This window comes from Paenibacillus xylaniclasticus (assembly GCF_004001065.1).
GTDB classification, from domain to species: Bacteria; Bacillota; Bacilli; order Paenibacillales; family Paenibacillaceae; genus Paenibacillus_T; species Paenibacillus_T xylaniclasticus.
The window spans coordinates 14099-28410 of sequence record NZ_BIML01000042.1 but is presented as its reverse complement, the minus strand read 5'-3'; the positions used below and the strand labels follow the sequence as shown (position 1 = coordinate 28410).

Below are 14312 nucleotides of genomic sequence, written 5' to 3'. Positions count from 1 at the left end.
TACTTACTATGCACATTTGCTCCTCGCCTTACAGGCCGGGGAGTTTTGTTGTTATAAGGGATTTATTTTCCTGCCGGCAAATGTGACAGAAACTTGACTCAACACTTCAATACAGCAACGAAATGTAGTATGATGAAAAAAGTGCATTAAATCGTGCCATACTTGATGTATACCGCGTTAGAGCAATGCTACAGAAGATGATCGTATCGTGGCATAAGGCCAGCTGGAATTCGGCAGCGCGCGATCTAGAGGAGGAACAGTATGTCGGAACAGACTACAACGAGCCCGACAGCGAACAAGGCAAGCACGAACCAATTGCTTCGTCGGGACGTTCGTTTCTTGGGTAACATTTTGGGGGAAGTGCTCGTTCATCAAGGCGGCAAGGAGCTGCTGGAGATCGTAGAGAAAATTCGCGAAATGAGTAAATCTCTTCGCGCGGAATATTCACTGGAGCTGTATGAGGAATTCAAGTCGACGATTGCAGGCTTAAGCCCGGATATTCGTCACCAAGTTATTCGTGCCTTTGCACTCTACTTTCAGCTTGTTAACATCGCTGAGCAGAATCATCGTATTCGCCGCAAGCGCGATTATGAACGTTCAGCTGGTGAAAGTGTTCAGCCTGGCTCGATCGAGAGCGCTGTACAAGTGCTGAAGGAACGCAATATTGCAGTTGAAGATGTAAAAGAAATGTTGAACGGTATTTCGCTGGAGCTTGTTATGACGGCACATCCGACCGAAGCAACGCGCCGTGCCGTTCTGGATATTCATAAACGGATCGCGGTCGATGTGATGGAGCTCGATAATCCGACGCTGACGCATCGTGAGCGCGAGAAGCTTCGCGACAAGCTGCTGAATGAAGTATTCACACTGTGGCAGACGGACGAGCTGCGCGGACGTAAACCGACGGTTATCGATGAAGTACGCAATGGCTTGTTCTTCTTCGATGAGACTCTGTTTGACGCTCTCCCGAACGTATATGAGGAGCTGGAGCGCTGCTTGACCAAGTACTATCCGGATGAGAAATGGCATGTGCCATCGTATCTGCGGTTCGGTTCTTGGATCGGCGGCGACCGTGACGGTAACCCATCGGTTAAAGCGAAAGTAACGTGGGAGACGCTGACTCTTCATCGTGCGCTTGCTTTGGAGAAGTACAGCGAAGTGCTGCATGAGTTAATGGATATTCTCAGCTTTAGCACGAACATCGTTGAGGTAACAACTGAGTTGCTCGATTCGATTCGCTCCGACCGTGAAACCATCGAGCTGAATTGCGTTGATATTTGGCGTAATGAGCAGGAGCCTTATCGAATTAAAGTCGGCTACATTTTGCAGAAGCTGGCTAACACGCGCGAAGGTGCGGTTAACCGCTATAACAGCCCGCAAGAGCTCGTTGAGGATTTGAAAATCATCGACCGCAGTCTGCGCCATCATTTTGCAGACTATGCGGCAGATACACATATTAGCAAGCTGATTCGTCAAGTGGAGCTGTTCGGTTTCCATATGGCTACTCTGGATATTCGTCAGCACAGCCAAGAGCATGGTAATGCAATGGCAGAGATTCTCCGTAAGATGCATATCGTCGAAGATTATTCGGCACTCTCCGAGGACGAGAAGGTTGAGCTGCTTGTGCAGCTGCTGAACGATCCGCGTCCACTGACGAGCGGCCACTTGGAATATTCCGAATCGACGCGCGAGTGTCTTGATGTCTATGAGACCGTATATCGTGCGCAGAAGGAATTCGGCAGAAACTGCATCTCGAGCTATCTGATCAGTATGACAGAAGCGGCCAGCGATATGCTGGAAGTGATGGTGTTCGCGAAGGAAGTCGGCTTGTTCCGCAAAGAAGCGGACGGCACAGTTATATGCACGATTCAATCGGTTCCACTGTTTGAGACGATCGATGACCTGCATGCTGCACCTGGTATTATGAAGCGTCTGCTGGAAATACCAATCTACCGTCAAGCGGTAGCTGCAATGAACGACGTGCATGAAATTATGCTCGGCTATTCGGACAGTAACAAAGATGGCGGCGTCGTGACAGCGAACTGGGAGCTGCGCGTTGCGCTTAACGACATTACGGCAGCGGCCAAACAGTACGGCGTGAAGCTGAAGTTCTTCCACGGACGTGGTGGTGCGCTTGGACGCGGCGGCATGCCGCTGAACCGCAGCATTCTCGCTCAACCGCCGCATACGATCGGCGGCGGCATCAAAATTACGGAGCAGGGCGAAGTACTGTCTTCCCGTTATGGTATGCAAGCCATTGCTTACCGCAGCTTGGAGCAAGCGACTTGGGCACTCATTACGGCTGCGCGGCTTGCGAAATACCCAGAGCAAATGCCGAAGGCTGAAGCGGAATGGGACGAAATTGCACGCGGCATTTCCGAGACGGCGCTTGTTAAATATCAGGATCTTATTTTCCGTGATCCGGACTTTATGACGTTCTTCAAGGAATCGACGCCGCTTGCCGAAGTTGGCGAGCTGAACATCGGTTCCCGTCCATCGAAGCGCAAAAACAGCGATCGCTTTGAGGACCTGCGCGCGATTCCATGGGTATTCGCATGGACGCAAAGCCGTTATCTGCTGCCGGCATGGTATGCGGCAGGCTATGCGCTGGATCAGTACGTACAAGGCGACAGCGGACGCATGCAGAAGCTTCGTGACATGTACACAGGCTACCCATTCTTCCGCACATTGATCGACAATCTGCAGATGGCGCTTGCCAAAGCAGACCTGCTGATTGCACGCCAGTATGCGAGCATGATTAAGGATTCTACGGTTCGTGACCGTATATTCGGTCAGATCGAGGAAGAGTATGCGCGTTCGATGCGGCTCATTCTGGAGATTACGGGTCAAACCGAGATTCTCGATAACGTACCGGTTATCCAAGAATCGATCCGCCTGCGTAATCCATACGTCGATCCGCTCAGCTACTTGCAAGTGCAGCTGCTGACCGAGCTTCGTTCGATTCCGGAAGGCGGTCCGGGCAGCGCAGAACTGCTGCGTGAAGTTCTCCTCACGATCAACGGTATTGCTGCAGGTCTTCGGAATACGGGCTGATACCTTCTACCTTGCATATAGAGAAGAGGAATAGCTCCGGCGACGCCGGGGATACAGATTAGATAAAGGCTGGGCGAATAAGCGGCGGAAGCTGCTTCGCCCGGCCTTTTGTACATATTAATGTGAGGTAATGGAATGAACACACGAGGCTACGGTTTATCTGTTTTATTTGTTCTGCTGGGCGCTTCCAGCTACGGATTGTTATCACCGATCGTAAAACGAACGTATGCGGCCGGCTTTACCTTCGAGGAGATAACCGTTCATCAAGTTGGGATGGGAGCCTTGTTGTTGTGGGTGATCACCTTTCTCCGAAAAGGCGCAAGACGCAGTCCGTTCACCGGCCCATGGCTTAAGCTTGTCTCCATTGGACTGTTCGGGATGGCGATGACGACGATATTTTATAATCTAGCACTTGCAAGAATCGATGCGTCGCTTGCGATTGTCTTGCTTTTTCAGTTTACGTGGATTACGATTTTGATAGACAGCATTTGGAATAGACGATGGCCAGGAGGGTGGAGCTGGCTAGCGATCGCGATAGTGCTGGCGGGCACAGTGCTCGCTGCAGGTCTAACGAGTGACGGTCTCGATCGCATTGATCCGCTTGGTATCGTGTGGGGACTGCTATCGGCGGTTTCCTACAGCTTGTACTTATGGCTGACGGGACGTGTAAAGTACGATGGTGATCCGGCGCTGCGATCGGCGATTGTAGCAACAGCGGCTTTCGCGCTCATTGCCTCATTGTATGGCTGGCATGCAGGGGCAGGAGAGGATGAGCTGACGATGGCAGGCATTGGACTTGTCCTAGGGCTGCTTGGTCAGGTGATTCCTACTCTATTGTTCACAGTTGGCATCCCAGCGATCGGCAGCAGTCTGGCATCGATGCTGGGTGCAGTCGAGCTTCCTGTAGCCGTAGTTGCAGCCTGGCTTATTGCGGGAGAGAGCATTGGAATTGGTCAAGTATTAGGCATTATCATTATTTTATGCGGAATTGTATTGGCTGAACGGCGTTCCGGCGGACAACCACGGAAGGCGCCACGTCTGGGGGAATAACTTTGATATCTGTGGAAGCGAGGCTGGCCAAGCTGGCACTTAAAGGTGACCAGCAAGCGTTCGCCGACATTGTGGCCATGTATCAGGATAAACTATATCATATGGCCTACCGGATGTTATACAACCGCCAGGAGGCGGAAGATGTCGTGCAGGATACGTTTCTGCGCGTATACCGCAATTTGGACCGGTATGATGATTCAATGAAATTTTCGACCTGGATCTATCGGATCGCGACGAACTTATGTATCGACCGGCTTAGAAGAAGGAAAGCGACTTATTCGTTAGATGCGGAATCGAATGAGCATGAAGGACTCGACGGTTATTCGATGCTGCCGAGCGATAATCGCACACCAGAAAGCGAGACGCTGCTTTCGGAGACGCAGCGAATCATTCATCAAGCGATCGCTACACTGCCTGCAAAGTATAAGTCGGTTATGGTGCTCCGATACTTGCAAGACATGTCGCTGCAGGAGATCAGCGACGTATTGGACATGCCGGTCACAACGATCAAGACACGCGTTCACCGTGGTCGTGAGTTTCTCCGCAAGCGGCTGGAACATAAATTGTAACCAAATGAACCGATCGCCGTATAGGTAATGAAACGTAGAATGACGGTCGCGCGTATGTTGATAAGAACAACCTGATGATTAAGCATGTGGGGGAAAGGAATGGCTGCTATGAATTGCAACGTCGCCATGATATGGATGCACGACTATTTGGACGGCGATCTGCCGCAACGAGATACGATAGAGCTGAAAGCTCATATGCTGGCTTGTCCGGCATGCAGGGCGAGATTCGAGCAGCTGGAGCGAACAGAATCGCTCGTCTCGTCATCGTTTCATCTGCATACTCCGATTGAGCCGGCGATGTCCGAGCAACTGCGCCAGCGCATCATGGCCGTTCTGCCGAAGGAACGGAAGCAGCTGTCATGGTTCAGATGGGTAAGGAACCATCCGGCTGTGTCGGTCGCGGCGTTATTCTTCTTCGTCATGCTGTCGAGCTTCCTCTCAATGTGGAATCAGGATGGGGAATTGGTCGTGAAGGGCAAGGACTTACAGCAGGTTATTATTCAAGGCGATAAGGTCATCGTGCCCGCAGGAGCTATGGTGAACGGCGATCTCACGATCGAGAACGGAACGGCAGAAGTGCAAGGTGAGGTTAATGGCAACGTCACGGTCATCGATGGCAAGCTGCAGCTTGCATCGACAGCGCACATTGCAGGGTCCAGCAGAACGATTGACCGGGCGCTTGATTGGTTCTGGTATAAAGTAACGGAGACGGTAACCGATATTACGAAATAGCAGAAGTGCCTTCCTTTTTTGAAGGGAAGGCACTTTTTTTGTATGATAAGAAGGATTTACATTGTACTTTCTAGAAAATAATAAGGTTGATAATATGGCATCATGAGTAAGTTGTACGCGTTACGCATCGTGTACAGTCTGTTTGACAGAAGACCGATAAATAGATATATGGTCATTTGCGGTACAAGGGTACTGTTGAAATGTGTCAAATGGCTGCCGAATGGGTAATTGTCGCTTGGGGGCCTGTTAAACGATGAACTATTTTAACGAATTAAGCTGGCAGAACGGCATCAAAGATGTTATCGACATCGTCATTGTCAGCTACATCATATATAAATTAATATTGCTCGTTCGCGGAACGCGCGCTGTTCAGCTGCTCAAGGGTATATTCGTACTCGTCGCTACATGGGCGCTTAGTACGTGGCTGGATCTTGGCACACTGAAATGGCTGATGAATCAGATGTTTACGTTCGGTGTAGTCAGCGTGCTTATTATTTTTCAGCCGGAGCTGCGCCGTGCACTGGAGCAGTTAGGACGCGGCAAGCTGTTCGCGCGGTCGAACGGGCTGGAGCGGGATCAGATCAACGAACGGATTACGGCTATTATTAAGGCTGTGAATTTTATGGCGAAGCGGAAAATTGGAGCCTTAATCGTATTCGAACGGAGTACCGGCGTCAATGAATTTATTGAGTCGGGTATTGCAATGGAGTCGCGAATTAGCTCAGAGCTGCTCGTTAACATTTTTACGCCGAATACACCGCTGCACGATGGAGCCGTAATTATTCGCGGTAACCAGATTATGGCGGCTGCCTGTTACTTGCCGTTGTCCGAGAATCCGTTCATCAGTAAGGAGCTGGGAACGAGGCATAGAGCTGCGATCGGGGTCGGGGAAGTATGTGACGCTGTATCGGTTGTCGTCTCGGAGGAGACTGGACAAGTATCGCTTTGCATGAACGGCTTGATCGTTAGAGACATAAAGGAAGAATCGTTGATCTCAAAGCTGTTCGAAGAGCTGCTCCCGTCGAATGCGCAGAGCGAGAAGGTTAAAACCTCGTTCTGGCGCCGTAAGGGGGATCGGAAGAATGGATAAATGGCTAGCGCATCCGACTGCGCTCAAAATATTGTCTGTTATTGTTGCGTTGTTGCTCTGGGCGGTTGTGCATTTTGATCCGGAGACGAATCCGAAGACGAATATATCGACTACGATTACGCATGTCATTGATACAGTACAAATTAAGACCATCGGCTTGGATGAGAAGACGCGCGCGCTTCGATCTATTGATCCGGGTGCAGTGAAGCTCGTTGTCAGTGGTACAAGAACCCGGCTCGCTGCAGCGGGACCGGATGATTATGTTGTATCGGCGAATTTGTCGGCAGTTCCGAACGGCAGGAGCGAGGTAACGTTATCTGTCGAGCTTCCCAAAGGCGTCGAATTAATCGAGATGACGCCGAACCGGGCAACCGTTCAGATCGAACCGATGCAGACGAAGGAGTTCCAAGTTCAAGTTATTACCGAAGGTGAGCCGGCTAACGGGTATAAGGCAGGAGAACCGATCGTGAAGCCGAACAATCGGGTGCATGTGACGCTGCCGGAGGATGAATTAGAGCTTATCGGTGCAGTCGCGGTTAAAGTGAGCGTGCAGAATGAGGAGAAGACGGTCACCGAGAAAAAGGCGCGCGTTGTCGTCTATGACAATGACGGCAATGAGCTTAAGGACGCCGTCGTCAGCCCGAGTGTTGTAGAAGTAGAGGTACCGATTACGAAGCCGTATAAGCAGCTGCCGCTGCAAATCGGGTATACAGGCAAGCTTCCGGATGGCTTAAGCATTGCGAAGCTGACGCTGTCAACCGAGCAGGTTACGGTGTATGGACCGCAGAACGTGCTGGATAAACTGGATTTCTACGATGGCGTTAATGTAGATCTGTCCAAAGTAACCGGGTCGGGCACCTATACGTATGATATTACTCCGATAGAAGGGATTGCAGCGGTCGACCCGGCGAAAGTGTCCGTGTCGGTTGAGATCGAGCCGACCGAAAGTCGAGTCATTCCACAAGTACCGATCGTGCTTAATGGCCTGGCAGAGGGAATGAGTGCCTCACTCGTCATTCCAGCCGAAGGCAAGATGGATATTTCAGTTCGGGGAGCGCCTTCGCTTCTCGCAACGATAGATGAGGACGATATTCAAGCGGTAGCTCGATTGGAGTCGCTTGGGGTCGGCCATCATGAAATTGTATTAACAATTCATGTGCCGAATTATACAAGCGTCGATCCGCTCCCTTATAAGGTAACAGTCGATATAACAGACAGCAAATCGGAGGATGCGGCCCCCGTTTCTAATACGGGTACGAGCACCGGTCATGCGGGGGCAGAGACTGGCAGCAGTGATGCTGCGCAGGATGAAGGAGAAGCCGCAAGCAGCGGCGACGATAAGAATGCTGCCGGAACCGAAGACAGAGCGGAACCGGTATCCGGTTCAGGCTCCGAGGCGCATTCTAATCAGGAGACAGACGCGGTTGATGAACCTGCTGCCGGGAATGACAAGCATTTAGAACCGGTGGCGGTTGAATAACCGGGCAAGTAAATAGAGACAGATGTACTTATTTGGATCATTCATTCATCAAACATAGAAGGGGATCAGGACAGAAATGGGTAAGTATTTCGGAACAGATGGTGTACGCGGGGTAGCGAATCAGGAGCTCACGCCGGAGCTTGCTTATAAAATTGGCCGCTGCGGTGGTTATGTACTGGCAGGTCAAGTGGATCAACCGAAGGTTGTCATCGGCTTGGATACAAGAATTTCCGGACCTATGTTGGAGGCTGCTCTTATCGCAGGCCTTCTGTCGATCGGTGCGAGTGTCGTTCGTCTGGGCGTCGTCTCAACGCCTGCAGTTGCTTATTTGACACGGGAGCTTAAAGCGGATGCAGGTGTAATGATCTCCGCTTCTCACAATCCTGTAGCCGATAACGGCATTAAGTTTTTCGGCGGCGACGGCTTCAAGCTGTCTGACGATACGGAGCTTGAGATTGAGCGTCTGATGGATGCCGAGGTTGACGAGCTGCCTCGTCCAATAGGGGGAGATATCGGCACGGTCACCTCTGACGATACGGCAAAGTACCGCTACCTCGAATACTTGAAAACGACAATCAGCTCATCATTCCAAGGTTTGAAGGTTGTGCTCGACTGCGCTAACGGCTCTGCTTATGAACTGGCGCCGCGCGTATTCCGCGAGCTTGGCGCAGAAGTGATTACAGTCGGTGCAGAGCCGGACGGTCGTAACATTAACGCGGGCGTCGGATCGACGCATCCGGAATTTCTTCGCGAGCAAGTGTTGAAGCATGGCGCTCAGCTTGGCTTGGCATTCGACGGTGATGCCGACCGTCTCATTGCTATCGATGACAAGGGCGAGGAAGTGGACGGCGATTATATTTTGTGCATTTGTGGTGATGCCATGCGCCGTGAAGGACGTCTTAGCAACGACACTATCGTGACGACCGTTATGGCGAACATCGGATTTTTCAAAGCGACCAAGAAGCTGGAGCTGAATACGGCACAGACGGCTGTCGGAGACCGCTACGTAATGGAAGAAATGCGCCGCGGCGGCTTTAACCTGGGCGGTGAGCAATCGGGTCATGTGATTTTCCTCGATTACAATACGACGGGTGACGGAATTCTAACCGCTATGCAGCTGGTCGACACGCTCGTGAAGTCGGGTAAGAAGCTTAGCGAGCTTAAAGGTCTCATGCGTAAATATCCGCAGGTGCTTGTTAATGTGCGTGTTGCGGACAAAACGATGTATAAAGATAACGAAGCGATCGCAGCGGCAGTTAGAGAAGTGGAAGCGGAGCTTGGCGACAACGGCCGCGTCCTCGTTCGTCCATCTGGGACGGAGTCGCTCATCCGCGTTATGGCAGAAGGTCCAGAGAAGGATCAGGTCGAAGCGTACGTCAAGCGTATCGCGGACGTCGTGAAATCGGAGCTAGGTTAAAGGAGAAGGCATCAGCTTTTTAAGGATGTAAAATAGATTGGATGTAAAGGGTGAGCAGTCACGCCTGTGTCTGTTCCCCCTTTTTTGCTAGTTGGGGACGCCTTGGGTGAAGATGATGGAGGCAATACGACGGGTGAGAGGCTGGCTGAGGTAAATGCTTATATCGATGTTGTGGGTATGAGATGCAGCGTCGGGAGAAGATAAGAGTTGAAGGGTGTGCGTTGTGCTCTGTGCGGCTTTGGTGGTCAGTTGGAATGCCTGAGGTACGCACACTTTGGTGCATTAAAGGGGCTCAAGCCTCGGCGCGTGAACGTTAACGTCATATAAATGGTGCGTTAACAGCGTCTGGGCCTCGGTGTGTGCTCGTAAACGTCACACAAAAGGTGCGTAAAAGTGGCCCAAGCCCCGCTGTGTGCTTGTTAACGTCACACAAATGGTGCGTTAAAGTAGCCCAAGCCCCGGCGTGTGAACGTTAACGTCATAAAACTGGTGCGTTAACAGCGCCCGGACCTCGGCGTGTGAACGTTAACGTCACACAAATGGTGTGTTAAAAGAGCCTAGGCCCCGGCGCGTGAACGTTAACGTCATAAAACTGGTGAGTTAACAGTGCCCGGGCCCCGGTGTGTGCTCGTTAACGTCACATATATGGTGCGTTAACAGCGCTCAAGCCTCGGCTGTATTACTACATCGAATATAGATTTGGATAGAATGAAGCGGGCAAACGGATTTAGAATCATATTATGGGGGTAAGGGATTAGAGAAAGAGCATGTTTCGAAGGGGGATAAGCGACTTTATTATTAAACATCGCAGCGATACTTTGGCGGAATGCAAAGATCGGAGTTGTTGGACTCAGCACTTTCAGGGAGTGCTTGGATGGACAGCGTATGGTTTGGATGGGCAGTAATTAATTTTAGTTGCAGATTTTATGGAAAGTGAATATGATAGATGGTATGATTCCGGAATTGAAAGCGAGGGTAGAGGTTTTCATTAGCAACATAAGCGCCAGAGCTTGCGGATGGAAAGCCGCTGTTACGACTATTCCCACGGAGGGGAAGGGCGGCTATGCAAGCTGACGAGGTGGAGGCGTTCGGATCTTTCGGCGGGGACCTCCCGGTATTCATTCATACCGAAAGCCGTAACTCAAAACGACGCGGGCAACCGGTCGGCCAAATGTGCGGCAGAATGAAAGCAGCTTATGAATATAAGCAATTGGTCCAATGCCGGACGGATGAAGGAGCATCTGGTTTCAGCGTTGGCAGAAGTCTCGTGATCACGAAGTTGTTATGAAGAAAACAAGCCAAGAGAGCCCTAGGGTCCACGATGCCAGCTGTGCATCGGTGCGGGCAGAAGGGTAAGAACAACTGCATACCGCTTACCGCGCAGCAGGCAAACGTGAATTCGAGGGAACATTAATCGAATTTAACGGAGGTCTATATTATATGTGTGGTATTGTGGGATATATCGGTAATCGCGATTCGCAAGAAATTCTTATCGAAGGTTTGAAGAAGCTAGAATACCGTGGTTATGACTCGGCCGGTATCGCGGTGTTTACGAAGAACGGTCTCGAAGTTCGCAAGGCGAAAGGTCGTCTTGCAGTGCTGGAAGGTCAGCTTCAAGAAGTGCCTCTCACAGGCTCTGTTGGCATTGGCCATACGCGCTGGGCGACGCACGGCAAACCTTCGGATGTGAATTCGCATCCCCACACGGACAACTCGGCTAAGTTTTCGGTCGTGCATAATGGCATAGTCGAAAACTACTTGGACTTGAAGGAAGAACTAATCGCGAAAGGTCATAGCTTCCTGTCGGAAACGGATACGGAAGTCATTGCTCATCTGGTATCGGATGAATACGACGGCGATATCGTAAAGGCGGTACAGCGTGCTGTAAAGCGGATGCGCGGCGCTTTTGCCCTCGGTGTTCTGACAGAATATGAGCCGGAGAAGCTCGTTGCTGTACGCTTTGCGAGCCCGCTTGTCATCGGTGTCGGAGAAGGCGAGAACTTTATCGGTTCCGATATTCCAGCAATTCTAGAATATACGCGCAATGTGTATATCCTTAACGACGGCGAGATGGCGGTTCTGACACGTGACGGTGTCGAACTAATGACGACGGACGGCGAATTTATTTCCAAGGAAATATTTCATGTCGATTGGGACCTCGTCACGGCAGAGAAAGCCGGATTCGATCATTTTATGCTGAAAGAAATTTATGAGCAGCCGAAAGCATACCGTGATACGATGCGCGGACGCGTGTCGGAAGACGGCAAATCGGTGTCGCTGAACGAAATCGGAATGACAGCTGAGCAAGTGAAGGGCATTCGTAAGGTGCAAATCGTCGCTTGCGGTACAGCTTACCATGCAGGCTTGGTCGGTAAGACGTTCATCGAACGGTTGGCACGTATTCCGGTTGAGACGGACGTTGCATCGGAATATCGCTATCGTTCTCCGATCATTACGCCGGATACGCTCGTTATCGTCGTCAGCCAATCGGGTGAGACGGCAGATACACTTGCAGCGCTGCGTGAGGCAAAACGTAATGGCGCGCGTGTACTGGCGATTACGAACGTCGTAGGCAGTTCTGTCGCGCGCGAAGCGGATGACGTACTCATCACGTGGGCAGGTCCAGAGATCGCTGTCGCATCGACGAAGGCGTACACGTCGCAGTTGATCGCGTTCTACCTGTTCGGTCTCTATTTGGCACAGACGCTCGGTACGGTGGAGCAATCTGAAATTAGCGAGATTCTCGCGGCGATGCAGCAGCTGCCAGAGCAAGTCGAAGCGGTGCTGGAGCAATCCGCTGTGCTGAAGCAAGTAGCGGAATCGATCTCCACTCATAAGAACCTATTCTTCATCGGCCGCGGCGTCGACTACGCAGTCGCACAAGAGGGATCGCTGAAGCTGAAGGAAATCTCGTACATCCACTCCGAGGCGTATGCTGCAGGTGAGCTGAAACACGGTACGCTCGCGTTGATTGAGGACGGAATTCCGGTCATCGCGCTAGTGACACAGGAAGAACTGTATGAGAAGACGCTGAGCAATATCAAGGAAGTAAAAGCGCGTGGCGCTCATGTACTTGGTATTGCCAATGCAGGAAGCGAAGCAGAGGTTGGCAAATCGGTCGACGAGCTGTTCGCCATTCCGAAGACGCTGCCGCTCTTGTCGCCAGCTGTATCGGTCATTCCACTGCAGCTGATCTCGTATTACGCGTCACTTGCCGTAGGCAACGATGTGGATAAACCGCGGAATCTGGCGAAGAGTGTGACGGTGGAGTAGGCGGAGTGCTGGTTTCGGAAGTATTGTGAGAAGCAAATAAACTCATATCAGTGATCCCAAACTCATATCTAAGCAAATAAAGTCGTATCAGAGCTGAGCAGATCAGGATTATTTCCTGGCATTTGCTCAGCCTTTCTTTTGTTTCAGGGAACAGGGATTAGGGGAGATGGAAGGAAAATGCAGGCTCTTTCTCGAATCTTATCTCAGTGGCTTTTCTCAGGCTACGTGGGAGCGGGACTTACCAAGGCATTGCTCAAGTATTTACTCAGGCTATTTCTGTCCCCTCCAGCCCGATCTTATCCCTACCCTTTGATACGACTTTATTTTCATTTCCCGAGCGGCAATTTGACCCTAATCCCTGTCTTTTCCCTTACATTTTCTGATACGACTTTATTTGCTCAAGTTGTCAGATAAATCAGGGTGAACAGGTGAAAAAGGGCGGAGTGGCGGGCTTTTTTGAAGGTGAGGGAAGCGGGGGAGGAGCCATACGACTTTATTTCCGTTACATAAGTATTATAGGCGAGATTCTAATGAGTGATTTGTAATATCAAAAAGGGAGTCCGAGGGATTGATCCGTGGCTCCCTTTTAGACTTTATGATAGGTAGTGAAAATGTCGAATGACATAGGCCAAACCAAGTTGAGTTTCGATATCACGACAAATTGTTGCCCGCTGGATAGTTCCAGCGGTTTTTTGCGTTTAACTCGGAAGGGCGCCTCGGTGAATTTTGTCGACATTATCTTAAGAGTGAGTGAGAGATTAGAGGTTTTGAATATATATGATATAATGTATATAACATCCAAAATTATTAATGCGCATCATCATCAAGAAACAGGCAGAATGCAAATTGAGTTCCCATCCAATAAACTTTAACGCCCAGCTTATAAAGCTTGCACAAAGCTTATAAAGTACGATTGCAAGCCGAGCAGATTTCAGGCATTTCGATCCTGACTTCACTCGGCTTTTTCTTTTTCTTCGAATTCTTTTTCAATTGTTTTCCCCGATCAATATCCCGCAGATTCCTTGCCAGCAAAGGCTTTTTCTCGATTTAATCCTTGCCCCTGGTCCTTTCTTTGCCTTGCCCTTATCATCCTTGCCCCTTGTGTTTTTCCTTGTCATTCCGGTTTTGAAGGAGTGGAGATTTGGTGAAAGGCTGAGAAGGCTTGTTGGGCGGGGGGGTGAGGGGATTTGGAGGGGGAGCGTGTGGGCGTTAAACTTTATTGTTCATTATCAATAGCACTTCTATGCTATAAGAATGAAGAGAAGTTAGAACGTAAAGCTATATTTTACACATATAATGCTTTTAAAGATTGTCTACCTGAAAGAGTCTTTCCGTTTGCAGATAATGGAGGCGGGGATCTGTTTCTCTTCGACTATAGAAAGAACGTAAATGAGCCCACAATTGTGTTTCTAGATCATGAAGAAACGGTAGCGGAGGAGGACCTTGATGAAGAGGGTTTTGCCAAAAAACGGTTAGTGAATGGCAAAATAATAGCCTCTATTTTGTATGTAATTCTTTCTCTGAATTGCTTGAAATGATTAAGATCCAATCTTCTCCAACAACTCAATTTCTTGGAAAATATTTTCTGCAGCTATGTGGAATCAAAGCAGCTAGCAAGTTTAAACAACCAGTTGTCGAAATGAATCG

Annotated in this window: 10 protein-coding genes; all 10 read left to right on the top strand. The window is 50.2% G+C overall.

The window, feature by feature from the left end:
- Positions 1-261: 261 nt before the first annotated feature.
- The 10 genes from ppc to PXY01_RS20900 all read left to right on the top strand — a co-directional run bounded on the left by ppc (position 262) and on the right by PXY01_RS20900 (position 14203).
- A complete protein-coding gene (ppc, locus tag PXY01_RS20945; protein ID WP_127572916.1) occupies positions 262-3054 on the top strand; it encodes a phosphoenolpyruvate carboxylase in 2793 nt (930 codons plus the stop codon).
- Between the two features lie 135 nt (positions 3055-3189).
- Positions 3190-4104 (top strand): EamA family transporter, encoded by a 915-nt coding sequence (locus PXY01_RS20940; RefSeq protein ID WP_127572914.1) that lies wholly within the window; start codon positions 3190-3192, stop codon positions 4102-4104.
- Between the two features lie 2 nt (positions 4105-4106).
- Entirely contained in the window at positions 4107-4673 is a 567-nt protein-coding gene (gene sigW / locus PXY01_RS20935; RefSeq protein ID WP_127572912.1) for an RNA polymerase sigma factor SigW, read from the top strand.
- Between the two features lie 99 nt (positions 4674-4772).
- Positions 4773-5405, top strand: a complete 633-nt coding sequence (locus tag PXY01_RS20930; protein WP_307719407.1) for a zf-HC2 domain-containing protein — start codon at positions 4773-4775, stop codon at positions 5403-5405.
- 253 nt (positions 5406-5658) lie between these two features.
- Positions 5659-6495, top strand: a complete 837-nt coding sequence (cdaA, locus tag PXY01_RS20925) for a diadenylate cyclase CdaA (protein WP_127572910.1) — start codon at positions 5659-5661, stop codon at positions 6493-6495.
- Complete coding sequence (locus tag PXY01_RS20920; protein WP_164744534.1) at positions 6488-7975, top strand: CdaR family protein; 1488 nt, start codon at positions 6488-6490, stop codon at positions 7973-7975. The genes cdaA and PXY01_RS20920 overlap by 8 nt, the downstream gene beginning before the upstream one ends.
- 76 nt (positions 7976-8051) lie before the next feature.
- The gene (gene glmM, locus PXY01_RS20915; RefSeq protein ID WP_127572906.1) at positions 8052-9392 is read left to right on the top strand and encodes a phosphoglucosamine mutase; all 1341 of its coding nucleotides are present in this window, start codon (positions 8052-8054) and stop codon (positions 9390-9392) included.
- A gap of 1063 nt (positions 9393-10455) precedes the next feature.
- Positions 10456-10680 carry a hypothetical protein gene (locus PXY01_RS20910; protein WP_127572904.1) on the top strand — a complete coding sequence of 75 codons (225 nt, stop codon included), beginning with the start codon at positions 10456-10458 and terminating at the stop codon, positions 10678-10680.
- Positions 10681-10832: 152 nt separating this feature from the next.
- A complete protein-coding gene (gene glmS, locus PXY01_RS20905) occupies positions 10833-12665 on the top strand; it encodes a glutamine--fructose-6-phosphate transaminase (isomerizing) (protein ID WP_127572902.1) in 1833 nt (610 codons plus the stop codon).
- Positions 12666-13867: 1202 nt separating this feature from the next.
- Positions 13868-14203, top strand: coding sequence for an SMI1/KNR4 family protein (locus tag PXY01_RS20900; protein WP_164744533.1), 336 nt, complete (start codon positions 13868-13870; stop codon positions 14201-14203).
- Positions 14204-14312 lie beyond the last annotated feature (109 nt).